Annotated in this window: 22 protein-coding genes; 9 read left to right on the forward strand and 13 right to left on the reverse strand. The window is 66.1% G+C overall.

Annotated elements, in window-relative coordinates; genetic code table 11:
- The first annotated feature begins 4 nt into the window (after positions 1-4).
- Positions 5-754: a DUF72 domain-containing protein gene (locus KTR9_RS01030; RefSeq protein ID WP_014924824.1), complete on the forward strand. Its 750-nt coding sequence runs from the start codon at positions 5-7 to the stop codon at positions 752-754.
- A 155-nt stretch (positions 755-909) separates the two neighbouring features.
- Here the strand turns inward: KTR9_RS01030 and KTR9_RS01035 are convergent, their stop codons facing one another.
- Positions 910-1,509: a TIR domain-containing protein gene (locus tag KTR9_RS01035; protein ID WP_014924825.1), complete on the reverse strand. Its 600-nt coding sequence runs from the start codon at positions 1,507-1,509 to the stop codon at positions 910-912.
- A gap of 73 nt (positions 1,510-1,582) precedes the next feature.
- Here KTR9_RS01035 and KTR9_RS26770 point away from each other — a divergent pair, with 73 nt between their 5' ends.
- The gene (locus KTR9_RS26770) at positions 1,583-2,476 is read left to right on the forward strand and encodes a DUF4231 domain-containing protein (RefSeq protein WP_014924826.1); all 894 of its coding nucleotides are present in this window, start codon (positions 1,583-1,585) and stop codon (positions 2,474-2,476) included.
- 71 nt (positions 2,477-2,547) lie between these two features.
- Here KTR9_RS26770 and KTR9_RS26775 read toward each other — a convergent pair whose 3' ends face one another.
- Complete coding sequence (locus KTR9_RS26775; protein WP_014924827.1) at positions 2,548-4,152, reverse strand: TIR domain-containing protein; 1,605 nt, start codon at positions 4,150-4,152, stop codon at positions 2,548-2,550.
- A gap of 1,316 nt (positions 4,153-5,468) precedes the next feature.
- Between KTR9_RS26775 and KTR9_RS01045 the strand changes: the two genes are divergently transcribed.
- Complete coding sequence (locus tag KTR9_RS01045) at positions 5,469-7,040, forward strand: hypothetical protein (protein ID WP_014924830.1); 1,572 nt, start codon at positions 5,469-5,471, stop codon at positions 7,038-7,040.
- Between the two features lie 47 nt (positions 7,041-7,087).
- Entirely contained in the window at positions 7,088-7,987 is a 900-nt protein-coding gene (locus KTR9_RS01050; RefSeq protein WP_014924831.1) for an alpha/beta hydrolase family protein, read from the forward strand.
- A gap of 9 nt (positions 7,988-7,996) precedes the next feature.
- On the opposite strand, the gene KTR9_RS01055 is transcribed toward KTR9_RS01050, so the two are convergent.
- Complete coding sequence (locus KTR9_RS01055) at positions 7,997-9,022, reverse strand: 2Fe-2S iron-sulfur cluster-binding protein (protein WP_014924832.1); 1,026 nt, start codon at positions 9,020-9,022, stop codon at positions 7,997-7,999.
- Between the two features lie 2 nt (positions 9,023-9,024).
- Positions 9,025-10,236: a cytochrome P450 gene (locus tag KTR9_RS01060; RefSeq protein ID WP_014924833.1), complete on the reverse strand. Its 1,212-nt coding sequence runs from the start codon at positions 10,234-10,236 to the stop codon at positions 9,025-9,027.
- Between the two features lie 245 nt (positions 10,237-10,481).
- On the opposite strand from KTR9_RS01060, the gene KTR9_RS01065 reads away from it, so the two are divergent.
- From KTR9_RS01065 to KTR9_RS01075, 3 genes are all read left to right on the forward strand, one after another.
- The gene (locus KTR9_RS01065; RefSeq protein ID WP_014924834.1) at positions 10,482-11,414 is read left to right on the forward strand and encodes an AraC family transcriptional regulator; all 933 of its coding nucleotides are present in this window, start codon (positions 10,482-10,484) and stop codon (positions 11,412-11,414) included.
- Between the two features lie 270 nt (positions 11,415-11,684).
- The gene (locus KTR9_RS01070) at positions 11,685-13,124 is read left to right on the forward strand and encodes a cytosine permease (protein ID WP_014924835.1); all 1,440 of its coding nucleotides are present in this window, start codon (positions 11,685-11,687) and stop codon (positions 13,122-13,124) included.
- Between the two features lie 127 nt (positions 13,125-13,251).
- Positions 13,252-14,211 carry a phosphotriesterase family protein gene (locus tag KTR9_RS01075; RefSeq protein WP_014924836.1) on the forward strand — a complete coding sequence of 320 codons (960 nt, stop codon included), beginning with the start codon at positions 13,252-13,254 and terminating at the stop codon, positions 14,209-14,211.
- Positions 14,212-14,235: 24 nt separating this feature from the next.
- Here KTR9_RS01075 and KTR9_RS01080 read toward each other — a convergent pair whose 3' ends face one another.
- The gene (locus KTR9_RS01080; RefSeq protein WP_014924837.1) at positions 14,236-15,033 is read right to left on the reverse strand and encodes an SDR family oxidoreductase; all 798 of its coding nucleotides are present in this window, start codon (positions 15,031-15,033) and stop codon (positions 14,236-14,238) included.
- 424 nt (positions 15,034-15,457) lie between these two features.
- Here KTR9_RS01080 and KTR9_RS01085 point away from each other — a divergent pair, with 424 nt between their 5' ends.
- On the forward strand, positions 15,458-16,000 hold the full coding sequence (locus KTR9_RS01085; RefSeq protein ID WP_014924838.1) for a dihydrofolate reductase family protein: 543 nt from the start codon (positions 15,458-15,460) through the stop codon (positions 15,998-16,000).
- A gap of 195 nt (positions 16,001-16,195) precedes the next feature.
- Here KTR9_RS01085 and KTR9_RS01090 read toward each other — a convergent pair whose 3' ends face one another.
- The 6 genes from KTR9_RS01090 to KTR9_RS01115 all read right to left on the reverse strand — a co-directional run bounded on the left by KTR9_RS01090 (position 16,196) and on the right by KTR9_RS01115 (position 22,266).
- Positions 16,196-17,509, reverse strand: a complete 1,314-nt coding sequence (locus KTR9_RS01090) for a TY-Chap domain-containing protein (protein WP_044505587.1) — start codon at positions 17,507-17,509, stop codon at positions 16,196-16,198.
- Positions 17,510-17,596: 87 nt separating this feature from the next.
- The gene (locus KTR9_RS01095) at positions 17,597-18,409 is read right to left on the reverse strand and encodes a hypothetical protein (protein WP_010844877.1); all 813 of its coding nucleotides are present in this window, start codon (positions 18,407-18,409) and stop codon (positions 17,597-17,599) included.
- Positions 18,410-18,551: 142 nt separating this feature from the next.
- Complete coding sequence (locus KTR9_RS01100) at positions 18,552-19,721, reverse strand: TY-Chap domain-containing protein (RefSeq protein WP_010844878.1); 1,170 nt, start codon at positions 19,719-19,721, stop codon at positions 18,552-18,554.
- A gap of 284 nt (positions 19,722-20,005) precedes the next feature.
- Positions 20,006-20,473 carry an ATP-binding protein gene (locus KTR9_RS01105; RefSeq protein ID WP_014924840.1) on the reverse strand — a complete coding sequence of 156 codons (468 nt, stop codon included), beginning with the start codon at positions 20,471-20,473 and terminating at the stop codon, positions 20,006-20,008.
- Between the two features lie 6 nt (positions 20,474-20,479).
- On the reverse strand, positions 20,480-20,911 hold the full coding sequence (locus tag KTR9_RS01110; protein ID WP_044505591.1) for an STAS domain-containing protein: 432 nt from the start codon (positions 20,909-20,911) through the stop codon (positions 20,480-20,482).
- Positions 20,912-21,075: 164 nt separating this feature from the next.
- Positions 21,076-22,266 (reverse strand): prolyl oligopeptidase family serine peptidase, encoded by a 1,191-nt coding sequence (locus tag KTR9_RS01115; RefSeq protein ID WP_443134912.1) that lies wholly within the window; start codon positions 22,264-22,266, stop codon positions 21,076-21,078.
- A 170-nt stretch (positions 22,267-22,436) separates the two neighbouring features.
- Between KTR9_RS01115 and KTR9_RS01120 the strand changes: the two genes are divergently transcribed.
- Positions 22,437-23,105, forward strand: coding sequence for a hypothetical protein (locus tag KTR9_RS01120; RefSeq protein ID WP_014924843.1), 669 nt, complete (start codon positions 22,437-22,439; stop codon positions 23,103-23,105).
- A 60-nt stretch (positions 23,106-23,165) separates the two neighbouring features.
- Here KTR9_RS01120 and KTR9_RS01125 read toward each other — a convergent pair whose 3' ends face one another.
- The gene (locus tag KTR9_RS01125; RefSeq protein ID WP_238554004.1) at positions 23,166-23,798 is read right to left on the reverse strand and encodes an LGFP repeat-containing protein; all 633 of its coding nucleotides are present in this window, start codon (positions 23,796-23,798) and stop codon (positions 23,166-23,168) included.
- 62 nt (positions 23,799-23,860) lie between these two features.
- Positions 23,861-25,600 (reverse strand): DUF6777 domain-containing protein, encoded by a 1,740-nt coding sequence (locus KTR9_RS01130; protein WP_014924845.1) that lies wholly within the window; start codon positions 25,598-25,600, stop codon positions 23,861-23,863.
- Positions 25,601-25,603: the final 3 nt, after the last annotated feature.

Consider the following 25,603-nt stretch of genomic DNA (forward strand, 5'->3'; position numbering starts at 1 on the left):
AACGATGTTGTTCATCGGCACCTCCGGCTGGCAGTACCGGGATTGGCGCGGTGCGTTCTACCCCGAGAAGCTCCCCCAGCGACTGTGGCTGGACTATTACGCCCAACGGTTCCCGACCGCCGAGGTCAACAACACCTTCTACCGGCTGCCGGAGAAGGAGGCGTTCGAGAACTGGGCCGAGACCGTCCCCGCCGACTTCCGGATGGCGGCGAAGATGAGTCGCTACCTGACGCACATCAAGCGCCTCAAGGAGCCCGCCGAACCGGTCCAGCGCTTTCTCGATCGATCGGCGGGGCTCGACGGTCGGTTGGGGCCGGTGCTCCTCCAGTTGCCTCCCAACCTCCGCGCGACACCCGACGCCCTGGACGAGACGCTCGCGCTGTTCCCGAAGACGGTCCAGGTCGCCGTCGAACCCCGGCACGAGTCCTGGTGGACCGACGAGACCAGGTCGGTCCTCGAACGGCACAACGCGGCGCTGTGTTGGGCCGACCGGAAGAACCGCATTCTCAATCCACTGTGGCGCACAGCCGATTTCGGGTACCTGCGACTCCATGACGGGACGTCGCGGCGACCGATGAGTTATGGGTCACGCGCGATCGACAGCTGGCTGCGCCGCCTGACGGAGGCCTACGACGACTCGTGCGATGTCTACGTGTACTTCAACAACGACCCGGGATGCGCGGCGATCGACAACGCGGTCACCATGATTCGCCGCGCCCAGCGGATGGGGATACCCGTCAAGACCGTGGGATGACGTTGTGTGCTTCGAGATATGAGCACATCTTCCATGTACGCGGAACTGACAAACTGCCCTAGTACTGACCCGACACAAATAGTTAATTGCAGCCAGCGAACCACAGCGATTCCCGATCTCTTAACAACTCTAAGCAGAAAAATGCTCGCACTACTCTAAGAGCAGGAGGCGCTTCTGAGCCGACGCGGGCGAGTGTTGTTAATGAGATCACGGCGAGTGGTCCGCGCGTCATATGCATCGCTAATCCAAGCTCTCAGCGAAGTTTTAGTGGCAGGATACGAGAACCATCGTGCATACCCGGTATCCGTACCAGAGGCGTTACGACTAACATTGTCTTCTACCCGAGCCTGTAAGTCGCCCCCGCTCGGCAATTGAATAGCCAGGAGACCGTTGACCTTACTCAGTTTGCTATCGCGCAGCGAGGAATAGATCTCCCAGTCCACGTACCGGCGTGCCCACGTACACTTTCCCATCAATGCGATTGTGACTGTCGAATCGCCCAGGTACTTGGTGCGTATCTGATTCATGACGTAGTCAGTGTCCTGACTATCAATGAAGTCATCCTCGTCGGTAACACCTACGGTTTTGGCAATAAACTCGGTACCGAACTGCTCGATGAACTCCGCGACCTCGGAGGAGTCTTCGGCATGGTACGACACAAAACACTTGTGACGAGTCGAGTCGAGCTTCCTGGCTGCCACGCTGGCAGCGAACTGCTCGAGCTGGCGTTGCTGATAGTGCCCGTAATACCCCACCGTGAGATCCTCTCTGCGCTAAGTTCACACACAGTATGGCGCACAAGACCGACAACGGGTGATGATTGCTCCCATGACGGTTGTTGCTCAAGTTGCAGACTCAGACATGCCGCACCTCTTCCAGGCTGCGGACCAAGCCTCTCTTGAGGCGCAGAAGTCGTACGTTGGCGGTACCCGCAAGCGACTACTCCTGCTGTCGGCCGCGGCCGTGGCTGGCTTGAGCTCCTGGCGCGTGGGTACAAGCGGCGTCGATGTGTGGGGTGTTCTAGGCGTGATCACCTTCGTGGGGGCTCTTATTCTTGAACTTAGCGCGTGGCGAACCAGGCCAGATAAGGCGTGGTATGACGGACGAGCCGTCGCCGAGTCGTCCAAGACTCTAGCTTGGAAATTCGCGGTTTGCGCTCTTCCCTTTCCACGAGAAATCGAATTGGATGACGCGCGTGTCGCGCTAATGGAACGGTTCGAAGCGATACAGCATTCGTTTCGAGGACTGGAACTTTCACCAATCGTCGCTCCGGCAATCTCTAGCTGGATGATCGAGCAGCGAACATCCTCGTTAGAGGACCGACGCAGTAGCTATCTCGAAGCTAGAATCGCAGATCAAAAGAAGTGGTACATGACCAAGGCTACTTTCAACAGGAAGAGAGCTACTGCATGGCGGCGCGTCCTCGTTTCCTGCGAATTTCTAGGGGTGGTAACTGCTCTATTCGCAGCTTTAATGCAGGGGTTCGCGCAAGTGTCGCCAGCAATTGCCGCGGTAGTTGTAGCGATAGTGGCCTGGACTGAGACTAAACAGTACGACTTCAATGCACGCGCGTATGCAGCTGCTGTGAACGATCTCACCAATGCCGAGGAGAAACTACGGTTGGCAGTAGATGAGTCATCGTGGGCCAAAGAAGTAGATGACGCAGAAGAAGCTATCAGTCGAGAGCATGTTGTGTGGTGGGCGACTCGATCTCGAGTGTGACCTCACCTTGATCGCTGAGGTCGATCCTCACCCCAGCGCAAGGGGCGGATGTCACGCGACCAATACTTAAGTCAGTCGATTCCCACACTGACGCAGCAGTCTTCGCAGATATTGTACCGGGCGGGAGCCTTCCTGGAATTCGCAAGAACCAAATTGCATCTCGAGCAGTAGAATTCACCCGCTCGAACCTGGGGTCTAGCCCTCATCCGGGCAATTTTCTTCGCCAAATTATCAGCGAGATCACTAATTTGAGGTTCAATGGGCTGGTTATCAACAACGAGCCACGAACCTACTTTGTCATGACCGGCCAACAGTGTCTCATTGCTGGCGTCTGAAAACTGGACAGGTATGACATTCTCGGAACCAAATCTAGCATGAAACTGTCGGCTTTCAAACTTCGTCCATACCCGTTTTGGGTACTCATTAGACAGAAAGCAGACAACGAAGCTGGCTTGCGATCTATAAATTGGGGCCAGGTACTCTTCGAGATTTGTAGCCAGGATCCGATCCTGCTCGTCGTTATCGTAAAAGACACTAATCTCGCGTTCTTTTAAACGGTCGGCCAAGTAACTAGCAGCGTGCCTTCGGTCCCCTGCGAAAGACAAGGCAAAATCGTATTTCGTATCAAAGTCGATGTTCAGGAATCCGACCATAGCCGCGAACTTGTCCCAATGCAAATTCCGAAGATAGAATGCGAACTGTGGATCCTCAATGGTTAGAAACTTATTTCGTGAGTCGTAGTGCAAAAGGTGTCCGAATTTGTCATCGCTGCGAATGTGATCCGATAGGTGGTCACCGTAGACCACCCCGGACACACTAGCCGCGACGTCCGGATGCTTAGCAATTTCTGTGGTAAGTCTTATCGACCATTCGTCAGCGGCTGCTAACCATCGGAGCAAATGTAGATATGGAGCCCTTCCTTCGGGATTCAATCGCGGTCCTGCCGCGAATCGTATGGCAACGTCCGCAAACGTTTCCGCTAGACCGTCTGCGACGTTCTCTAAGACAACTTCGAATGGCACTGAGGGGAGCTGCCTGTCAGGTCGCTGCTTCAAGATGTCGGAGAGTAGGCAGCACCTGTAAGAAAGCATCTGAGCCAGTTGGAAGCTCCCATGGGCGGCGCGTACGATTTCCTCTACGGGAAGCTCGGCATTCATCACAGCGCATCCTTCACGGACGAGACTGGTAACCTTTTGATCAGAGTTCCGGCCAAATTTAATGATATCGACTCGACCAGAGAGGTCGCGTCCGAAGTTCATGAGGGACTTTCCCGCATCGGTGATTCCCAGCACGACGAGCTTGGTGTCCTCGACGCCTTCGTCCGCAAGAACTTTCATTCTGTCGGCAACACTGCGTTGAACTTCAATTGGCAATCGGTGATAGTCGTCGATCACAACTATTCCGATCCCGTCGACTTCAAGAACTGCATCAAGGAGGTCCCTATCTGCCTTCTTCCTTGCACTCAAGAGCTCTACATGGATATCTGAGTCAAGTTCTTCGTCGATAGCCTTCTGTAGAGCCGTCGTCTTTCCAACACCGGTCGGACCCTCGATAACGACGCATCGTCCTGGCGTTCGCAGTGCCACAATAAGCGCGTTGAATTCGGCGGGTCTCACGAAAGTATGTTTGGGTATGCCGGATGAGGTGAAGACCTCCTCCAACCGTGGCGCAGTCATGAGGAGTAGGTTAGAGCAACCGAGTTCGACTTGGCGGGCAAGTTCCTATCCGGCGCAGTGTCGGAGGACCTTAGGTGAGACTCGGGAATCTTTGACCGGTCTGGGCTGCCCGATGCGCAGATGATGGGATCGAGACGAGTCGGAGCATCCTCGCAAAGACGTAGCATGCGTTCGCGGGGGCGCCCTGCTATAGAGGTCAGCGATGCGCATGGTCGACTTGGCACAGCGGCCCACGTATCAACCTCACGTTTTAGCGATGAGATCCCGGGGTGCGGCCAGTTGTCCTGAAACTGTGCTGCATCCATGCTTGGCCATCGGCCCGTTGCCGTGGTTGGTGCGATCGCGGGCTCACCGAAATCGGCGCACGTCAGTGCCGACGGCGACGGGGAGGGAACTTCGATGCCGTGCAGGATCGGCGCATGGGACGCCACGGCGCCGCCCCACTCACCGGCTAGTTCGAGGTGTGCGACGGGCCAACATTGGCCTGACTGGCTGGCGCCTACCCGCACCGTCCGGTTCTAGGTTAGCGAAGCGGCATTTGGAGTCGCTTCGCGGCGGTGCTCCGATCCAATCCACGCTCGCGGAGGTCGAGGCGTCGAATTGGCGAGCCGCGCGCGGACGAACGGCGCGACGCCCTTCACAGAGGACACCACGGTCATGACTCGAAACGGGGTCTGAAAGTGCGCTCGGCCGAAGGTCCACTATCCCCGAGAACCGTCACCGCGGCGCCGTCTTGGGTCGTCGGTCTCGTAGCAGGCGGCAGTTGTCGCCGGTAGATGTTGATCGAAGCGAGTCATTCCGGCCGCGTAACAGAGCGGGTTCGCGCTCTGGGCCCCCATCCTGGTGGGGGCACTGGCCTCGGCACGCGGTTGCCCTCCGATACGAGTTGCGCGCCGAGTTTGGAGGCCGAGCACGCGCCGGACGCCGGACGGCGTGACACGGGTCGCGCCCATCACCCGGTGACCCTCCCCGGCCGTCGACGTAGGATCGGGAGCGCCGGGTCGGGGTGACTCCACGATTTCCGGCTCGGTATCCGGGCCAACCCCTCACGCGAACATCGAAACGGAGACGAACATGGTGGACACCATCTTGTGGCAGGCGATCCAGGACAACGAATTGGCACTGGCCGTGCTGCAGTACGTGTTCTCGGGCGTCAAGTAACCGCCTGCGAACATTCGTGATCGACGTTGCGGCAGTTTGGTCCCTGAATTGGAACAAACTGCCGCAACAAACAATTTGAGACCTATTTTCGAAATGAATCCGGCGAATTCGCCGGCAGATCTGGCAGTGTCTGAAATGTCCGCTAGTGTTTAGCGATGCTCACAGGCACGCGCGGTTCTCGACTGTTGAATCGTCTCTCGGTGGCGGTACTGGTGCTGGCAGTGGCCGCCGGCCTGTCGATCGTCTCCTCCGGTCCGTCCCAGGCGGCGCCGGTGGTGAATCCCCAGGCCGGAAAGCTGGTCGCGCAGGCGGACTTTAAGGTCAAGCGAGACGGCTTCTCGTTCGAGAACTGGGGACCGAACGACGCTCTGCACACTCGCGGCCTGACCATCGATGGCATGCGTGCGGTATTCGGCGACGAGGTCTGCGCGCGCCTCGTATTGGGTGTGTGCTCGCCGACCACGGTCGCCGAGGTGGTGCAACAGGAATTCAACGAGTCGATGGCGGGCGGGCACTGCTTCGGGATGGCCGCGCTGGCCGGACTCTATGCCACCAAGCGCCTGAACCCGTTCCCGCTGGCACTGCCCTGGCAGCCGGTCTACAGCATCCGGCCGTCGGCGCCCCTCGATGAACTCATCGCCCGGATGTTCATCACGCAGGGCTTTCCGCCCACCGACCTCGTCCAATCGGAGGTCACGGTCACACAGGCGTTGTCCCGACTGCGGTCGGCGTGGGCCCGCAACGACAATTACGTCCTGGCGATCTACACCGACGAGGAGCAGAGCGCCGGACACGCGATCAACCCGATCGCCATTCGCGACCTGGGACAGGGCAAACGCGGCATCGTCGTCTACGACAACAACTTCCCCGGTGTCGAGAAGATGATCGTCGCCGACCCCGCGGCCAACAGCTGGTACTACTCGACGGCCACCAACCCGTCCGAGCCGACGCTGCTGTTCCAGGGGTCGCCGGCCAACAAGATGATGCTCGTGCCGCTGGCACCCATCCTGGCGCGTCACCAGGACCCCGACCTGCGCGACGACGAGACCGTGGTCATCGTGTCGGACACCAACGGCGGCGCCCGCGGTGCCGGCGACGTCGACTGGGATGTGCGGGTCACGGATCCGGCCGGCCGCGCGATCCCGGGCGTCGACCGAAAGATCCTGTTCAACAACGACAACACCGCCACCTTCACGGTGCCCGCGAACCGCGCCTTCCGGATCATCGTCGACGGGGTGGAAGCCGGTCGTTCCGCGGACATCGATGCGACGGTGCTCAGCGCGGGCGGCGTGGTCGCGATGGGTGATCTGGAGGTGCCCGCGGGTGCCGTCGCGGTCGTCGACGCCGACCCGGCGCGACATGGGATGCGGGTGACCTCGTCAGCAGCGTCGACCGCGGAATTCGAGGTTGCGACCGAGAACTCGCTGCGTTCGCTGTCGACCGAGACCACACAGCTCGCAATCGGCCCGAACTCGGCGGTCTCGGTGGGTGCCACGTCCCCGGCCGGTGTCACCATCCGCTCCGAGGGGCGCGCGCAGCGGCTCCGACTGGAGGTCGAGCGAAGCGACACCTTCACCGATCGGATCGCGGTCAGCCCCGGGCAGATCTCGCTGCCCGCCGGCGCGACGATCACGGTGCCGGTGAATCTCTGGCCGGGATTCGGACCGCTCCCCGCGACCGTTCGTAGCGGCCCGTCGATCACCGCAGTTCCCCTCAGCGCGCGGTGAGGGTCTCGGTCGGCGGACGCATCGCACTGGGAGTCCTCGTCGCGAGCATGGTCGGGCTGTCCGCGTGTTCCAGCGGAACGACGCCCACGACGACGACCAGCAGTGCCACGGCCGCGCCGGTCGAGTACCTGGACGAGGTGACCATCCAACGGTTCGACTATCCGACACCGGATGACGGTGACTCGGAACAGAATTGGGCCGAGCTGTACCTGCCCGAGGGAGAACAGCGGGTCGATTCGATCCCGCTCGTGGTCCTCATCCACGGCGGCGCGTGGCAGAGCGCCCTCGGCGCCGACATCTTCGAACCGCTCGCGCGAGACCTCGCCGGCCGGGGCATGGCCGTCTACAACATCGAGTACCGCCGCGTCGGTTCGGGCGGCGGGTGGCCGACGACGTTCCGCGATGTCGCGAGCGCGCTGGACCACGTCGTCGTCGTCGACCGGCAGTTCCCGCAGATCGACACCGACGACGAACTGATCGTCGGGCACAGTGCGGGTGCCCAGCTCGCGGTGTGGGGCGGGACGAGGCACAAGCTGGAGGACGACGAGGTCGGTGCGCGGCCGTTGTTCCGCCCAACACGCGTCGTCTCACTCGCCGGTCCACTCGACATGACCTACGCGGCAACGCATGGCGACGACCGCATCGTCACCGCCCTCGGTGGCACACCGGCGCAGGTCCCGCAGCGGTACACGATGGTCGACCCCATCCAGAACATCGATCCCGACACCCCCGTGGTCGCCGTCCACGGAACCGCCGACCGTATGGTCGCGCCGGCGAACTCCCAGCGTTACGTCGCCGCCGTCGTCCGCGAAGGCGGCGAGGCCGAGGCCGTTCTCATCCGCGGCGGAAACCACGGTTCGGTGGTCACCTCGGACGCGCCCGAGTACCCACGAGTCCTCGACATCATCACGGGCGCGTCGGCGGCCGATGTGGAAGACGTGGCCTGAGCGGCCGATTCACGGCGCCACGAGAGTCGCGGCCGGCGTGTACTTCTCGCGCTTGATCCGCCGCGGGGCCATGCGTCGCCGTTTGAGCGCGCGGACCCCGGCCTCGACCATCGCGGGCGGACCGCAGAGGTAGGCGGCGTGGTCACGGCAGGAGTCGAAGTCGTCCATCATCGCGTCACCGACGTAACAGGTTCGGCCGCACCACTCTTGGCGACTGAGGCAGGGCGTGTAGCGGACGTTGGGGTGCTCGGCCGAGAGTGAGCGCCAGAAGTCGACGTCGTACAACTCGGCTTCGGTGCGAACGCCGTGGTAGAGGTGCACCTCGCGATCGGGGTCGATCTCGAGGGCGGCTCTCGCGATCGCCTTCAGCGGAGCGAGGCCCGTGCCCCCGGCGAGCAGGATGAGTCCGACGCCGGGCTCATCCTGCCGATGACAGAAGTCGCCCCACGGTCCCGTCATGGACAGCGAGGCCCCGACGGCCAGCGTGTCGAAGATCCACCGGTCGGTGGCGAGACCGTCGGGCTGCCGGCGGATGTGGAACTCGAGGGTGTCGGCTTCGCTGGGTGGGTTGGCCATCGAGTACGGACGCGTCTGGTCGGTACCCGGGATCGACAACTCGACGTACTGTCCGGCGATGAACTCGAACGGTTCGTCGAGTGACACCGTGACGGACACGGTGTCATCGGCCACCGTGGTGATCGAGCTGACGGTTCCGGCGACATCGCGCAACACATGGTGGTGTGCGCCGGATTCGTCCGCCTGCGTTTCGACGGCGACGTCGGTGAGGGGTGTCGACTGGCACGACAATACGTATCCCTGCTGCCGTTCGGCTTCGGACAGGACCGTGTCGGGGGCCGGCGGTGCGTCCACCATCCCGTCGATCACGCGCACCTTGCAGGTGCCGCAGGTCCCCTGGTTGCAGGAGTTGGGAATCCACATCCCCTGACGCAACAGGGCATCGAGAATTCGCTGCCCGGCCCCGCAGGTCGCCGAGTCGGCGCCGGTGTCGATACGGAACGTCGTCGGATCAGTCATGGTCACACCTCCCACACCGTGTGCAGTGACGTCGGACCACGGAAACCCCAACCCCAGAACTCGACGTCGCTGCTGTGATCGCGTTCGAGGTTCGGGATGGACTCGAACAGCTCCTCGAGTGCGATCCGGCACACGTGGTTCGCGAAGTAGATGCCGGCGCATGCGTGGTCACCGGCACCGAATGCCAGATGCGGCAACGGAGGTCGGGTGATGTCGTACTCCGACGGTGCCTCGTAGACCGAGTCGTCGTGGTTGGCCGAGCCGTACGACATCAGGACCACCGAGCCCTCGGGCAGGTCGACGCCGGCGACCTCGACGTCTCTTGTACTGATCCGGGCCGTCGCCGACCAGATCGGCGACGTCCACCGCATGCCTTCCGAGATCGCGCGCGGGATCAAGGTCGGCTCGTCGACGACCTGCTCGAACTGATCCGGGCGGCTGAACAGCCCTACCAGCGTGGAGGCCATGGCGTGACCCGGCTCCTGCATCGCGCCGAGGAGGTAGACGTACAGCGTGGGGTAGATGTAGTCGCGGTCGCGGGTCTGTCCCTCGGGCATCCCGTCGTGCAGCCAGTGCGAGATCGCGCTGTCGTCGGGATTCTCGATCCAGTTGTCGATCAGCGGATTGACGATGGACTGGATCTCCAGCTTCGCTGCGTCGGCCTCGGCGAAGCCGTCGGGATTGGTGAACTCGCCGTCCTCGTCGACTCCCGCATTGGTGAACGACACCGACAGCTTGTGGAACCATTCGCGCAACTTGTCCGAGCCCACCGACTGCAGACCGAGCAGGTCGCCGAGAGCCCGAACGCTGACGGGTTCGCAGTACTGGGCCACGAGCTCGGCGCGTCCCACGTCCTCGAAGTCGGTCAGGTACCGGCGGGCGATGGGCCGGACGAGGTCGTCGATCCACCGGTCGACCTCTTGGGGCTGCAGTGCGGGGTCGACCATCGAGCGCAGGTCCTCGTGGATCGGCCCGTTGACTCCGATCACCGCCGGGTGTCCGAAGGTCCGGCCCCCGGCCTTGGTGATCACCGCTTCGAAGTCGGGGCTGGTGGCGATCGACCGGCAGATGTCGGCGGTCGTCGCGACGTAGGAGCCGAGAACCGGAACATAGGCGAGCGGCGCCTCGGCGCGGAGTCGCTCGTAGACGGGATAGGGGTTGCGTTCCAGTTCGGTCATCGTGATGTCGTCGATCCACGACATGGTGCTGGTCATGGGTTCCTCCGCGGTGTTCGTGTCGAGATCCGGGGTGGGCTTCTGCGGTCGGCGGGTGCCGACCATCCGGTGCGTCGTGACACTAGGGACCTCGGGTGCCGGCGGGCGATACGCTTCGCGCGCTGCCGGCACCGATCGCGCGACGATGTGACTGCAGTCTCTGAATCGGGTGGCGAGTGTGGTGGGTCACCGGGTTGAATCGAGACGCGGGACCTGGGCATGACCGGAGTACGAGGAAGAAGTCCATGCGGAGCACGACATCGACCAGCGACTGGGACACGGCACATCGTGCAGTCGAAGAGGTGTATTTCCCGCACGAGCTGACCGCGCTCTCCTCGCCGGATCAGCTCGATCTGACGCTGCAGACCGTCGAGTTGGGTCCGGTGACGATCGGCAGACTCAACTGGGGCACCGATGTTTCCATCTCCTGCGACTATCCGGGCGCCTACGAGATCAACATCCCGATCCGCGGTGTCCTCGACTCACGCGCCGGGTCGGTGCAGACCACGTCGGCCGCAGGTGAGGCCACGGTCTTCACCGCGGACCGGCCGTCGACGATCACGAGGTGGTCCGCGGACTGTGTCGTCGTGGGGGTGAAGTTCGACGCCGAGTATCTCGAACGCGAGGCCGACCGGGTCCGGGCTTCGGCGCTGCGTTCGCAGTTGCACCTGCCGGACCAGCTGGATCTCGCCGGGCCCGACCAGCAGGCGTGGTTCGGGCTCGTGCGGGCGCTCTCCGCCCAGGTGCGGGAGCCCGCCGATCTCCTGTCGAACCCACTGGTCGGACCTCAGTTGGCGAGCGCGATCAGCAGTGCCTTCCTCCTCGCGGTGTCGCCCGACGAGGTGGGCACCGGTCTGCGCCCGCGCATGGTCAAACGGGTGCTCGACGCGCTGCACGACGATCCCGGAAGGGACTGGCGCCTGGCCGACATGGCCGAACTCGGCGGATCGAGCCTCCGACGCCTGCAGGAGGGCTTCGCCGAACACGTCGGTTCGAGTCCGACCCAGACGCTGCGCGACATCCGACTCGGCCGAGCACACCACGACCTCACATCACCGGACAACACCGATACGGTCGCGGAAGTCGCTGCGCGCTGGGGTTTCTCCAGCCCGAGCCGCCTGGCGGCGGCTTACAAGAAGCGGTACGGAGTCGCGCCGTCGGAACATCGTCGGCTGTAGTCGGGTCCGGCGCGATTCACCGTGCGGGCCTCTGGTCCCGTTGCGATTTCGCCCGGTTCCCGGGACAAATCGCAACCTGATCTCTCCCGTGCGCGCTGCCTGCCGAGGTGACCGGCCCGACATCCTGTCCGTCGCCGACCGAGTGAATGCGGACGTTCTGTAGGTATCGCAGCCGCGGCGACCGGACCACGATGGATGCACTGCGCATCGTCGCGCGCCATGCCCGACCGCACCCCGACCCCTCGGGCCGATCTCTCTGGGACGGACACAATGACCGCACTCGACGCCGCGACCCCGTCGGCACCCGGACCGAAGCACTCGGTCCCGGAGGCCGAGGCCGAGCTCGAACTCATCCCCGAATCCGCCAAGACCCACGATGTGCGCGGACAGTTCTGGATCTGGGCCGGTGCGAACATCGCGCCGATCAACTGGGTGCTGGGTGCACTCGGCGTCACCATGGGCCTCGGGTTGTGGGAGACGGTGGCCGTCCTCGTCGTCGGCAACGCCATCGGCATGACGATCTTCGGCGTCTTCGTGGTCATCGGTCAGCGCACCGGGGTCACCGGGATGGTGCTCTCGCGGGCCGTCTTCGGACGCCGCGGCGCCTATGTTCCCGCGGCCGTTCAGGCACTGGTCTGTATGGGCTGGTGCGCGGTCAACACCTGGATCGTCCTCGACCTGGTGATGGCGCTGCTCGGTGAGATGGGACTCGTCGACCCGGACCTCGACAACAACGCCGCGCGGATCGTCGTGGCGGCGATCATCATGGGGATGCAGGTGACGATCGCCTGGTTCGGGTACCGGGTGATCTCCGCCTTCGAACGGTGGACGGTGCCGCCGACGGTCGCGATCCTGCTCGTCATGACCGTCGTCGCGTGGGTCGGTCTGGACGTGAACTGGGGACAGACGACCTCGCCAGAGCTCACGGGATCGGCGCACATCGGTGCGATCACCGCGGTGATGACCGCGATCGGCATCGGGTGGGGCCTGACGTGGATCGGTTACGCCGGCGACTACTCGCGCTTCGTGTCCCGGGACGTGCCGTCGCGCAAGCTGTTCCTCGCGAGCGCACTCGGGCAGTTCATTCCGGTCGTCTGGCTCGGCGTGCTGGGTGCGTCGCTGGCCACCCTGAGCGACTCCGCCGATCCGGGCGAGATCATCGTCGATGCCTATGGCGTTCTCGCACTGCCGGTTCTGTTGCTGGTGATCCACGGACCGCTCGCGACCAACATCCTCAACATCTACACGTGCACGGTGTCGACGCAGGCGCTCGACATCCGCGTCGACCGCCGCGTGCTGAACATGGTCATCGGCGTCGTGGCGATGGCGATCGTCGTCTACTTCGTGCTCAACAGCGACTTCGCCACCACGATCGACTTCTGGCTGGTGTCGATCGTCGGCTGGCTGAGCCCGTGGGGCAGCGTCGTTCTCGTGCACTGGTTCCTGATCGCACGCCAACAGATCGACGCCGAGAGTCTGTTCGGCACACCGGCGGACAGCGTCCTGCCGATGGTGCGGCCGACCGCCCTCGTCGCACTCGCTCTCGGTGTCACGGCGACCTGGATGTTCATGTACGGCATGCTGCCGGCGCTGCAGGGTCCGGTTGCGGTCGCACTGGGTGGCATCGACCTGTCCTGGCTTGCCGGTGCGGTGGTCGCCGGCACGTCCTACTGGGTCATGGAGAAGCTCACCGCGCCGCGCGCCGCGTGACGCGCCACGACGAACCCTGCGGGAGCGGCCGACGAGAACGACGGACGAAAGTCGCCTGTCACGCCGGGGGAATCGACTAGGGTTCGCCGCAGTGGGAGGCAACGCCGCCTCCTGATGAGGAGGCTCCATGGCCACCGTCCACACCGCGACCGGCCCGATCGATTCCGCAGACCTCGGAAACGTGTTGGTACACGAGCACGTCTTCATCGTCGGCGAAGAATTCCGGCAGAACTACCAGGATGATTGGGACGAGGACGAGAAGGTCGCCGAAGCGGTCCGTGATCTGACGGAACTGAAGGAGCTCGGGATCGACACGATCCTCGACCCGACGGTTCTCGGCCTCGGCCGGTACATCCCGCGTATCCAACGGATCGCCGAACAGATCGACCTCAACATCGTCGTCGCGACCGGCCTCTACACCTACAACGACATCCCGTTCCAATTCCACTATGCGGGCCCGGGAATGCTGTTCGACGTGCCGGAGCCATTGGTCACGCTCTTCACCAAGGACCTCACCGAGGGTATCGCGGACACCGGTGTGCGAGCGGCCTTCCTGAAGTGCGCCATCGAATCCCAGGGCCTCACACCGGGTGTCGAGCGCGTGATGCGCGCGGTGGGACAGACCAGCGCCCAGACCGGCGCGCCCATCACCGTGCACACCGATCCGCACAGCCAGTCGGGACTGGTCGCCCAGAAGGTGTTCGCCGAGGAGGGGGCCGACCTGACGAAGGTGGTCATCGGTCACTCCGGCGACAGCGTCGACCTCGACTACCTGATGAAACTCGCCGACGCCGGTTCGATCCTCGGCATGGACCGCTTCGGTCTCGACCTCCTCCTGCCGTTCGAGGAGCGCGTGAACACGGTCGCCGAACTGTGCAGGCGCGGATACGCCGACCGCATGGCCCTCGCGCACGATGCCGCCTGCTTCATCGACTGGTTCGACCACGAGGCCAAGAAACAGGCACTCCCCAAATGGAACTACCGACACATCAGCGAAGAGGTGCTGCCGGCGCTGCGAGAGCGCGGAGTCAGCGAGGCCGACATCACGACGATGCTCGTCGACGTGCCGCGACGCTACTTCGAGTAGCAACCGCGACACGTCGGCGCGGGATCATCGCAGGCTGGTCTGGTACCGGCGCATCCCGCGCAGCCACCGGTCGTAGTCGGCGCCCTTCTGGCGGTACATGTCAAGGACCTCGGGGTGGGGGAGGATGAGGAAGCGTTCGTCGGCGACGGCTTCCAGCACGATCGCGGCCACCGCCCCGGGAGTCAGCACCGCGCCCGCGCTCTCCACGGCGCGCTGCATCAGCCGCTGCTCTTCGCTCGCGGAATCACCGTCCGGCCGAAGCAATTTGGTGTCGACGCCCATGGGGCAGAGGCAACTGACCCGGACGCCGTCGTCGAAGTGGGTGATGTTGAGCCACTCCGCGAAGCCGACCGCGGCGTGTTTGGTGACCGAGTACGGTGCGTTGCCGATCTGGGTGAGCAGGCCCGCGGCCGACGCGGTGCTGACGAAGTATCCCGTTCGGCGCTCCACCCAGTCCGGGATGAGGCGTCGGGTCGCTCGGATGTGGGCGCGGAGGTTGACGTCGACAGCGAGATCCCACACCGCCTCGTCGGTGTCGACCCCGCCGCCCAGGCCGACGCCGGCGTTGGCGAAGTACAGGTCGACCGGACCGAAGGTGCTCTCCGCCAGCCGAACCGCGGCATCGATGTGGTCGTCGGACGAGGCATCACCGCCGAGCGCGGTCGCCGCATCCCCGAACGACCCGGCGACGTCCCGGGCACCGGACTCGTCGAGGTCGGTGACGACGACCCTGGCGCCCGCATCGACCAGCGCATGCGCGATCGCCGCGCCGATACCCCCACCGCCACCCGTGACGATGGCCACCTTGCCTGCGACGTCCATGGATCTCCTTCGATCGCCGATGTGTGGGTCCAGAGTTACCAGACGGGGGACTTCGACAGGCTCAGCCTGCGGGAACGGGGCTCAGCCCACTGCTCCCTAATCCGAAAGAACCGCAAAACCACTGCTCCCTGAGGTGCGAGGAGCGATAGCGACGAGCCACGAAGGGCCCAGTGAGACACGTCGCCAACCCTTCGTGGCTCGCTTCGCTCGCACCTCAGGGAGCAGAAAATTCGGCACTCGCACGCGGTTCTTTCGTGATCCACGACGGCCGCCAGGCCGCAGGTACTGAGGTGCGAGGAGCGCTAGCGACGAGCCACGAAGGGCCACTCGCCACAGTTCTCCGAACTCTTCGACGCCGATGAGTTTCCCGGCGACGCCCGGTCTGACATCGTGACGTTCACCGCGAAGAGACGAGAGGCACACCATGGGAAAGATCCACGTCCACGAGTTCATCACCCTCGACGGCAGCTACGAGGACCCGAGCTTCACGATGCCGTACGGATTCGCCGACGGGATGGGCGAGCTCCTTGGGTCCTTCATGTCCGACTGCACAGGAATCCTGCTTGGGCGCAACACGTTCGAGATGTTCGCCCCGGCCTGGTCGACCCGGACCGTCGACGACGACCCCGGCGCCCCGTTCTTCAACGACACCACCAAGTACGTGGTGTCGTCGACTCTCGACGACACGAGCGCGTGGCAGAACTCGACGGTCATCGGTGCCTATGACGCCGACCGGATTCGCGAACTCAAGCACGAGCGCGATCTCTACATCAGCGGCAGCGGCACGCTCGTGCGAGCGTTGCTGCGCGACAAGCTGATCGACGAGCTGCACCTGCTGGTCTATCCGGTGGTCTTGGGAAGCGGTGCCCGCCTCTTCGACGGTCTGGCCGATCTGCCGCTCACGCTCGTCGGCACCGACGTCTTCGACAACGGAGTCGTGCACCTCTCGTACAGCTCCGCCGACTGAGCGGCTCCGGCCGGCCTCGGCCCCAGAGATGCGAGCGAAGCGAGCCTCGAAGGGCTCGCGAGGTGTCTCACCACGCCCTTCGTGGCTCGTCGCTTTCGCTCCTCGCACCTCAGGGACCAGGGGTGCGGCTATTTCGGATTAGGGACCAGGGGTTATGCGGTTCATTCGGATTAGGGAGCAGAAGGCGCCCCGTCGTCAGGGAGCGGAAGGCGCCCCGCCGGCAAGGTCCATGGCGGTGAGGAGCAACCGGGCGACCCGGGCGTAGGCCTGGTGCTCGGCCTCGCACAGTGCGATCTCCTCCTCGCCGAGTTCTGCTTTGCGGGCGGCGGTGAGGTTGTCCATCCACTCGCGCATCTCGGCGGCGCAGATGTCGAAGAACTCGTGCACGCGCTCCCGGTCCTGGTGACAGGCCGCGAGAACGGTCGTCGGGGAGAGCGTGTTGTCGAGTTTCTGGTTGACCCGAAGAAGCCCCAGCAATGCGCCGGGGAGCCGGTCGCCGCGTCGTCGGCGTTCCAGTTTCGGGCTGCTGTCGAGCCGTCTGATCATCTCGCCGCGGGCCGTCCGGGCGAAGTCGTCCCAGCGTCGGAGCGCGGCATCGAGATTCGCGGGGTTGAAGACCGCGACATCGATGCGGCGCTGGGCGTAGACGAGCCCGTTGCGCACGACCACCGCGACTTCGGGCCACCGCGGGGAGAATTCGGCGACGACCATACCGAGCAGTGAGGGTGCGGGCACCGAGGAGCTGAGGATGGTCACGATCTCCAGTGAGCGGGCGTCGCGGGTGGGTCGCAACAGCGAGGTGCCGGTCGATCGCAGGAAGATGGCCTTGCGCGGGCTGACCACCGCGGGACGTCCGGCCGCGGTCATCGCGGCGCGGACCAGTTCGACGAGATGGTCCTTCGACTGCGGGACCACACCGCCCTCGACCGCGGCGTCGACGAACCGGGCCGGTGCGGTGAAGCGGAGGGTGTCGGCGTCGGTGATGCGGACGGTGTCGTCGAGATCCTCTCCGACCGCTCGACCCGATTCCGACGGCCGGAGCCGGTCCCGATCGGTGTCGAGATCGTCCGCGGGCACCGGTGAGTGGTGGCGGGCGAACGACGGGTCGCCGATGCTGACGAACGACGGATGGATGACGCCCCACACCTCGCGCAACGCTCGCACGGCGGCGTCGGCGAGGTCGCTGGACCGAAGGGGATCGACCTCGAAGCAGAAGGCACTGCGACCCTCGAGCCGACACCAGCCGCGGTCGACGATGTAGGTGGCCTGACGCATCCACCGGTCCTTGTCGGTCCAGGTGAGGTCGCCCGCGGAGATGGTGCAGCGAAGGCGGTCGGTCGACCCGGGGGTCCCGGTCATCGCAAAGGTCATCCGCCGGCGCCAGCCCCCGGCCGCCGCCTCGACGATGGCCAGGCTCTGACCCGGCAGGAGGCGTGGCACCCGGACCGCGAGGGTGTCGGCGAAGTCCCGCCAGGCCGCCTCGAGGACGGCGTCGAAATCGGGGGACATGCGGCTCCTCCTGGGCGGGACGTACGCGGACCGGATCCGAATAGTACGACGCGGAGCGGACACCCGGGGCCGACACCCGCGACAGATCTACAGGGGGGCCGAGTGCTCGACCGTCTCGTCGTAGACGGGGTACCAGGGGAGGTCGTGTGCGGCGTAGTCGGCGCTCGTCAGCGCGGCGCGCGGCACCGGTTCTCCGGTCAGGGACTTCCACGCGACCGAGTTGACGATCCGGACCGCGGCGGTGTCGAACGTCGTCGGATGCCAGGTGTCCGCGGACTCGAGTGGACCTGTCACGCGAGGCGCGGTGAGGCGGGGACGGGCACGGGATTGTTCGGCTCGTGAGATGTCGCAGAGCACGCACGTTCCCGGAGCCGAGGGCAGGTGGCGGCGTCGCCGGGCCCAGGCGTCGGCGCGCATCGGGATGACCGTCAGCTGCACGAGCGTCCCGGTGCGACCGCCGTCCGCGACGGTGTGGGTCGAGGGAGCGATGAACTGGCGGTCGTCGAGCCCGTCGCCGGTCGGGCCCCGGTGGGAGGCGAGTGACGGTTGTGTGGGGACCTCGAGGTAGTCGTCGGCGTCGAAGTCGGGCATACCGGTGAAGACGTCACCGCTGATCGCGTTCACGCCGTCGACGCCGACCATCACGAGGAAGGGATGCATGTGCGGCGAGGAGAAGTCCAGCCAGGTGGCCTCGGACTGCCACATGGGGATGGTTGCGTGCGCATCGCCGTCGGGTGAGCCCTGAGCGAGACGAAGCGCGCCGTCGTCACCGACCGGGCCGTACCGTCCGACCGGGTCGGGGGTGCGCAGAGTCCGCTGGAAGGTGACGTGCAACCGCGCGTCGCGACCCAGTTCGGGAAAGGTGAACGTGAGCGCGCCGCGATCCGTGGTGATGGCCATGCGAGGGCTCCGATCGACGACGCGAACCGCTGAGGGTTACCTAACAATTGAACGCCTCGGCTGGCGCCGGCGCGATGCCCGGCGTCGAAAATCGTCCGCGCAGACTACGTGCACCGGTGATTCGGAGCCCGATTTGCCCGGATCACTTGGCCGGCGAGTTCCGGTCCGCGGTGTCGTCGTCGGACAGCACGACGACGCGCAGCGCGGCCCGCAGGTTGTGCGTGGTCGCCTTCCAGGCGTCGGCCTCGTGGCGGCAGGCGTCGGCCTCCACCGAGTCCGACGCCGCGGCCGCGTCGACCGCCGACCGCCGCCACGTGAGGTGCTGCTCCTCGCTGGTGTTGATGAAGGAGAGGATGTCGGCCTGGTTGTAGCGGCAGATCTTCGCGACCTCGCGGGCACTGAGCGACCGCCCGTCGGGGTCGAGTTCGAGCAGGGTCTGCAGCGCGTCCGGGAGTCGGCCGCCGTTCCGCGCGGTCATCGGTGCGTCCTCACCGACCTTGGCGATGACGGACGGGGCACAGTCGGCCAGGAACGAGAACCACTCGGCCAGGGCGGAACTGAGGTTGTGCGGGTGGAAGACGGCGCATTCCACGGTCAGCGTCGCGAAGACCTCGTCCTCGAGGAGGTGCACCCGCACCGCCGAACCCATGGTCGGCTGGGCGGCGACGATGTCGGCGGCGCGGCGACGGTCGGTGATGTCGCCGGCCAGTCGCGCGAAGAACTCGAGACGCGGTGCGTCGCTGCGCGGACTCAGCCAGGACGAGACGGGCTTGGTGGGCAGGGCGATGTCGCCGTCGGCGTCGGTCTGGATGCGGCAGCCGGTGAGGTCCTCGAGGGAGCCGACTAGCAACGCACGCAGATGGTCGGCGTCGAAGGGCTGGACCGCGACCTCGATCTGGGGTTCGGGGCGTGCGGCGGGGGAATGGTCGAGGAACGCGGGGTGCACGACCTCCCAGACCTGACGAAGCGTCTGCACCGTCACGTGCGCGAGCTGGTCCACGCGGCGTCGGCCGACCTCGAAGATGTGGGTGCCGTTGCGCAGGCGCCGCCATCCGAGGGAGGCGAGCAGTGCCAGGTGCTCGGCGAAGTACTCGGCGGTCGGATGCAGGTCGGTGTCGTCGATGGTGCAGCGCAACCGACGTGACCCGGTGATCGTGAACCGCAGCGTCCCGTGCGGACCCTCCGGGATCATCGGGTCCTGCTGGATCGTGAGGGTTTGGCCCGGCTCGAGATGCGACAGCCGATCACCGACGTGCAAGGCGAACGTGCGCCAGGCGTCGTCGATGTTCGAGTCCACGGTGAAGTCGGTCATGTCGACTCCCTTCCTCGTGCGCTGACGTGCATGCGCATTGTGCAGCGATGTCAGGATCGGGAGTACGCTCCACCGAGCTTCTTCGACGGCCGGCCCCGAACCCGCCTTCGGAGATCAGGTTAGGTGACTCGGCCGACAGACTTGGTCGGTTGAACAGACCCACGACGAACTCCTGTCCGAACCGTACCCCTCGGTCGGTGACCTGGCTGTGTCAGGCAGGGGTTGTGAACCGACATCGAGCGCCTGTGTCCCCAGCGCTGGGGACATGCTCGCGGAGGTGGGCCTCAGACGCCGAGCCGCTCGTGCCAGCGCAGTGTCACCGAGGTCCCGTCCGGCCCGCTGGTGACGTCCGACGCGTCGCTGAGCGCCGAGATCAGGGCGAGTCCGCGCCCGCGGTACGGCGACGACGAGGCATCGGATTTCCAGCGCCCTCCGTCCGTGACGGTGACCTCCAGCGACTCCTCACGCGTCAGGCGTGCCCGTACCTCGATGGCACCGGGTCGTGTGCCCGACGGCTGCGTGCTCGAAGACTGCGTGCCGGCGGCGTACGCGTGCTCGGCCGCGTTTGCCACCGCCTCGTAGACCGCGAGGACGATGTCGCTGCGACGTTCTGCGTCCACGCTGACCGTCGCGTCCAGCCACTGCGCGAAGTGCTGCCGGAAGCGGAAGGCGGCCTCGGGGGTGGCCGTGACCGAGAGCGCGAGGCCACCGTCCGGGTCTGCGCGGCGGTGGGCCGACGAAATCCACACCATCGGGGTCTATCCAGCCGGACGGTCGGCCAGCCCCTCTGTGGTGGTCATGGCCGTGACCGCGTCGTCCAGTGTCGGGTAGAGCACCATCGTCTGATCGAGCCCCATCACGGTGAGGGGACGGGTGGTCGCCGGTCCGGCGGCCACGACCCCGAACATGCCCCTGGGCGCGATGGCCTCGTGTGCGGCGACGAGCGCCGCCATCCCGGCCGAGGCCAGGAACTCGGTGGTGGTCAGGTCGATGATGAGACCGTCCGGTTGACCGCTCAGCGCCTCGGACACCGCCTCGGACAACTGCGGAGCGGTGAGGACGTCGATGCTGCCCTCGACGGTCAGGATCACCAGTTGCTCGTGTGCTGCCGACACCACCGTCATCAGGGCGCGGCCGGCGCTCAGGCCGGAGTCGTCGACGATCACAGCGTCAGGATGTTCTGCCTGCATCGGTTGATGGCCCTCTCCACGGGGGACGCGGCAGGCCGACACGCGGCCGCCCGTCCCGGCAAATGTGTGACGGCAGCTGCTCAACCGGTGCTGTCCATCGTGCCACGAGACGACGCCGCGTCGGAACCGGGGTGCGCGAGAATTTCGGCGGAGTCGATGAGCGGCTACTTGCCGAACAGCCGGTTGAGGAACGGGATGGTGTCGGCCTGCGAACGGACCAGGGTGCCACTGTGGTCACTCGGATACGTCCGGAAGGTCACCGGCTGGCCGTTGGCCGTCAGCGTCGCCGCGTACGCAGCGGTGGTGGCATACGGCACGTCCGTGTCCAGCAGGCCGTGGCCCATGAAAAACGGCTTGTCGAACCCCTTTTCGGGCATCGCAAGGTAGTCGGCGAGGGTTGCGGAGAACCTCGGGAGGCTGTTCAGCGGGGCGGTGAAGTAGTCACCGACGGAGACTCCCCGGAGTTGTTCCTCGAAGTCGCCGACGCACCGGGTCTCGGCGAGCCCCACGAACTTGCGGCCCGTCGGGGTGAGGATGCGGTCTATGCCGAGTTCGGGATGTGCGTACCGGAGGCCGGCGGTGATGTAGCTGAGGTAGGCGGTCAGTGCCGGCGTGATCGCCACCGGGGGTACGCCCGGGCCGGCGATCTGGACGAGCCGTTCGATGTAGGCCGGCGTGCCGGTGCCCACGGCGCCCCGGTAGTCGAGTTCGGGACCGCCGAACTCGGTGGCATGGCGCGCGGTGTAGATCGCCGCGCCGCCGCCCTGGGACTGTCCGACCGCCGCCCACGAGCGCGACAACCGTTGTGTGACAGGGAGAGTTGCGGAGAACTCGCGACCCGCGCGCACCATGTCGACGACGTTGTGGGCCGTCGTCCGGCCGTCGAGGTAGGCGTGCAGACCGGAGGTGCCCAGCCCGGCGTAGTCGCTCGCGACGATGGCGTAGCCCTGCTGCATCCACTTCGCCAGGTACGGCAGGTCGCGCTCGGGTAGGCCCGGTCCCCGGACCGAGGGTGCGCAGTCGTCGCCGAGCCCGGAGGTCCCGTGGGCCCACGAGATCACCGGCCAGCCGCCGGCCGGGGCGGTGCCCCGAGGGATGAAGACGGTCCCGGTGCTCAGTGCCCTGTTGCCGAACGTGTCGGTGGTGACGTAGGTCAGGACGGAGGCGTCGGCGGAACCGGGCACCCAGTACTGCGGCGGCAGCGGTCTCGACGAGACGACGGAACCGGCTTCGCCGGCGGGCGACGGTGAACCGGTCGCCGGACCGGCGGCGAGGGTGCCGGCCGCACCGGAACTCCCGAGCACGACCGCCGCACATGCGGCGAGTGTCAGAACCTTGCGATGCCATCGGGTCACGGTCCACACCGTACTGCGAACGCGTCCTGGTCTTCGATCCGCTCACATATCCCGTTCCCGCTCAGACGCATTCGGTGATCGGAAACGGATCCGGTGAGCGCGGCGGGTGGCTCCGGCAATACGCTGGCGGCGTGCGGGTCCGGACAATCCGGACAGAGAGGTGTCAGGCCATGACGTTGAAGACGGTCGAGCTGCCGGCTCCCGCGGAGATGAGACCGAGGTGGGCTGCCTACGCGGCCCTACTGGCGGTGCGAGGCGAGCGCTGGGCGCAGGGCGCGCGTGCGACCCCTGACGGGTGGCACTACGACGACGGCGGCGGCAACTGGGCCGACATGGTGCTGGTCGGTGACGACCGGGCGGTGCTCGTCGGGCATGACCATGAGTACTCCGAGACGTACTTCCGGGAGGGCGCGGCGTACTTCGGCGAGCCGGAGACCGACCTGCTCGACGGCGCGCCACCGTGGTGGGAGCCGGCCATCGCGCCCCACCTCGAGAGGCAGCGCACCGAGGGGATGTGGATCGGGTTCGTCTACGGCTTCGACGGCCGGTGGACCCGGTCCGGCTACGACCTCGAGGACGGCTTCACCGGTGTCGGTCTGCCGTTCGTCGACAGCCAGAAGACCGTCGACGCGCTGGCCGATCTGCTGGGGAACTGGTTCGGCGAGCTGCGACTCCCGCCTCCTGCCGATCTGGCTACCCGGGTACGGGCGATGATCGAACCCGCAGGTGAGGTGACCGAGGCCGGTTTGCGGCGGATACTCGGCCCGGCGGCCGCCCATGCCGACATCGCCGGGGCGGTGACCGCCGCGCAACGGTTCGAGCCCGAAGGGCGTCAGTGACCGGGACCCGGACGAGTCGGGCACGGGACACACCAACGCCACCCGCGGCGGTTCGTCGCGTCAGGGCCAGAAGATGGTGCCGTTCAGGAAGTCCTGTGCGAACCGGCCCCCGGTGCGGTACTCCCCGCCGAGGGGAACCCCGAAGTACCCGCCGGCACCGCCGGTGTTCTCCCACTTCTGCCGGATCTGGCCCCAGACGATCTGTGCCCCACCGGTTTTGGACCACGTGACCACGCCGCCCTGGAAGTCGTTGCTACGGCCGCTGCCCGATTTGTACTCGTTGCTGACCGGGTATCCCAGCGCGCCGCGCTCGGCGCCGGCCTTCTGCCAGCGGCTCCGGATGGCGCCGCCGACCTGATGCGCGGTGCCGCCGTCGGCGGCGGGATGCCAGTAGAACGACGTGTCGCGTGAGAACGACTGGAAGCGGCCGCGCTTGGCGGCCGCGCGTTCGGGACCGGTCGGAACGCCCCACTTGAAGAAGCCACCCGTCGCGGAGTAGGCCTCTCCGATCTTCCCGCCCACCAGATGCCCGTTGATGATGCGGTCGGCCTGCGCGCTCGGCGCGAGCATCACCAGCGACGTCAGCGCAGCCACGATCGCGACGCTCGCCAGACGCACCCGGACCCGCCTGCGGACGGATTCGGGACGGAGGTCACCAGAGGGGCGTCGCGTCGACGTCGTCAGAACAGACATGCGCGCGATGGTACGGACGTGCCAGGGTGCTTGCTGTTGGACAGCTCACAGTCGCGGACCTGTCACGGCGTTTGCGCAGGTGCCTCCGGTTCGGCGGGCGCTTCCGGCGCAGGTGGGTTCTCCGTGGTGGTCGTCGTGGTGGTCGTGTCGACGGCGGCTTCCTCGGTGGGCGGCGCGGCATCGGTGGAGACGTCGGGTGCCGGCGGCTCGGACGCCGGGGCCGCGGGCGGCACGACGATCCAGTTGGCCGATCGGACGGTCACCGTCTGCGACGCACCGACAGCCGTCAGCGTCAGCGTCCACACACCGGTGCCGGTGGTGGAACCCGACACCGAGCTGCGTTGCAGTGCCGCGCCGGCGACCGACCTCGCCACGCCGTCGGTGCAGGACAGCGAGACGGTGCCGAGTTCCGGGGTGTGGGGAACGGTGCAGCCCACCGACAACCCGGCGTCGTCGAAGCTGAAACTGCCGACGACCTCCCCCGAGCCGCTGAACGAGGTCGGCGTCGCGGGAGCCTCGGCCGGGTTCTCCGGTCCGGGCACACCGGGTGCACCGGGTTCAGACGCCGGTCCGGGGACCTCGGAACCGGGTGCCTCGTAACCGGGCTCCTCCGGGACGGGGACGTCGGAAGCCGGCACCGATGCGTCCGGGGCGGGCGCGTCCGAGCCCGGACTGGGCGTATCGGGCCCGGCTGAGTCCGGTCCTGATGAGTCCGGAGCCGGGGAGTCCGTGGACGGCGCGCCTTCCGGCAGACCGTCGTGTTCCTCGGCGCGCTTCTCCAGTGCGGGCGCGGCCGCGGGATCGCCCGGGGCGAGGAGGCCGTTGCGCTCGGCGTCTTCGTCGGTGCCCGCCTCGAACGGGGTGTTCAACGCGGCCGGAGTGGGCAGGGGACCGGACGGCGGCGGGAATCCGCTCAGATCGAGCAGTCCGCCCGCGGGTTGAGAAAAGAGCTGTCCGGTAAGGAAATTCAGCAACTCGAGGACGTCTCCGGCGGGTGTGCCCGGTTGCGGCGCAGGCGGCGCGGGAACGATGGTCGTCGACTTGCCGACCGCGGTGACGTGCTGGTTGCTGTACGCGATCCGGGCGACCGATCGACTCTTGTACCCCTCCCAGGGCCGACCCTCGAGTCGATATCCGCCGAGGGGGGCGGCGGTCGGCGGGGCGAGTGGATTGCCGCACGAGCACATCGCGCGCGGGACACCGGCGGAATCGACGTAGACCGCGGTCCCGCGTTGCAGGACCGACTGGAACGGCACGGCCCGGCCGGACGTGTACGAGTGATTGGTGACCCAGGTGTCGGTCGTCAGCACCACCGGGGTGAGGGTGTTCAGATAGTGCGGGATGTCGGCGGTGCTGATGCCGTAGACACTCGCCCAGGCGCGGGCCGCCGGGGGATCGGCGAGCAGCCGGTTGCTGAGTGCGGCGGTGTCGCAGGCCGCGGCGTCGCCCGAGCCGTACAACCCGGCGTCGGTGCCGTTCACCGCGCGGCCGCCGAGGTCGGCGGCCCCCGCAGTGCCGGTGAGGGCCACGTTCTCCGGCAGGTCGCCCGATCCGGCCACGAGGACGGGATCGGTGAACGGGTCGATCCCCGGGTCGTTGGCCGCGGTGAGGGTGAGCCCGGGAACGTAGATGTCCCCGTCGCGCGCCTTGGCCACGAAGACGATCCCCGCGGCGAGGATCAGCGCGAGGACGACGACGATCGCGCACAGCACGAGGGTGAGCGCGCGCCGGCTGTCGGACTGCGGCGGAATCGGGCCGTACGGGGTTGGCGGGTGAGTCGGGGGACCGGGCGGATAGGTCATCTC

Origin of the sequence: Gordonia sp. KTR9, assembly GCF_000143885.2 — a bacterium.
GTDB lineage: Bacteria > Actinomycetota > Actinomycetes > Mycobacteriales > Mycobacteriaceae > Gordonia.

What these genes read in the sequence shown, in the direction of transcription:
- KTR9_RS01045 (WP_014924830.1), top strand. Translation starts at nt 5,469, where the DNA reads ATGCTCACAGGCACGCGCGGTTCTCGACTGTTGAATCGTCTCTCGGTG.
- KTR9_RS01095 (WP_010844877.1), bottom strand. Translation starts at nt 18,409, where the DNA reads ATGGCCATCACCACGGATCGCGGCGCGCTCACGTTCACCTTTCCCGAA.
- KTR9_RS26770 (WP_014924826.1), top strand. Translation starts at nt 1,583, where the DNA reads ATGACGGTTGTTGCTCAAGTTGCAGACTCAGACATGCCGCACCTCTTC.
- KTR9_RS01125 (WP_238554004.1), bottom strand. Translation starts at nt 23,798, where the DNA reads ATGTCTGTTCTGACGACGTCGACGCGACGCCCCTCTGGTGACCTCCGT.
- KTR9_RS01100 (WP_010844878.1), bottom strand. Translation starts at nt 19,721, where the DNA reads ATGACCGACTTCACCGTGGACTCGAACATCGACGACGCCTGGCGCACG.
- KTR9_RS01130 (WP_014924845.1), bottom strand. Translation starts at nt 25,600, where the DNA reads ATGACCTATCCGCCCGGTCCCCCGACTCACCCGCCAACCCCGTACGGC.
- KTR9_RS01080 (WP_014924837.1), bottom strand. Translation starts at nt 15,033, where the DNA reads ATGGACGTCGCAGGCAAGGTGGCCATCGTCACGGGTGGCGGTGGGGGT.
- KTR9_RS01030 (WP_014924824.1), top strand. Translation starts at nt 5, where the DNA reads ATGTTGTTCATCGGCACCTCCGGCTGGCAGTACCGGGATTGGCGCGGT.
- KTR9_RS01065 (WP_014924834.1), top strand. Translation starts at nt 10,482, where the DNA reads ATGCGGAGCACGACATCGACCAGCGACTGGGACACGGCACATCGTGCA.
- KTR9_RS01050 (WP_014924831.1), top strand. Translation starts at nt 7,088, where the DNA reads ATGGTCGGGCTGTCCGCGTGTTCCAGCGGAACGACGCCCACGACGACG.
- KTR9_RS01120 (WP_014924843.1), top strand. Translation starts at nt 22,437, where the DNA reads ATGACGTTGAAGACGGTCGAGCTGCCGGCTCCCGCGGAGATGAGACCG.
- KTR9_RS26775 (WP_014924827.1), bottom strand. Translation starts at nt 4,152, where the DNA reads ATGACTGCGCCACGGTTGGAGGAGGTCTTCACCTCATCCGGCATACCC.
- KTR9_RS01110 (WP_044505591.1), bottom strand. Translation starts at nt 20,911, where the DNA reads ATGCAGGCAGAACATCCTGACGCTGTGATCGTCGACGACTCCGGCCTG.
- KTR9_RS01090 (WP_044505587.1), bottom strand. Translation starts at nt 17,509, where the DNA reads ATGTCCCCCGATTTCGACGCCGTCCTCGAGGCGGCCTGGCGGGACTTC.
- KTR9_RS01055 (WP_014924832.1), bottom strand. Translation starts at nt 9,022, where the DNA reads ATGACTGATCCGACGACGTTCCGTATCGACACCGGCGCCGACTCGGCG.
- KTR9_RS01085 (WP_014924838.1), top strand. Translation starts at nt 15,458, where the DNA reads ATGGGAAAGATCCACGTCCACGAGTTCATCACCCTCGACGGCAGCTAC.
- KTR9_RS01075 (WP_014924836.1), top strand. Translation starts at nt 13,252, where the DNA reads ATGGCCACCGTCCACACCGCGACCGGCCCGATCGATTCCGCAGACCTC.
- KTR9_RS01060 (WP_014924833.1), bottom strand. Translation starts at nt 10,236, where the DNA reads ATGACCAGCACCATGTCGTGGATCGACGACATCACGATGACCGAACTG.
- KTR9_RS01105 (WP_014924840.1), bottom strand. Translation starts at nt 20,473, where the DNA reads ATGGTGTGGATTTCGTCGGCCCACCGCCGCGCAGACCCGGACGGTGGC.
- KTR9_RS01070 (WP_014924835.1), top strand. Translation starts at nt 11,685, where the DNA reads ATGACCGCACTCGACGCCGCGACCCCGTCGGCACCCGGACCGAAGCAC.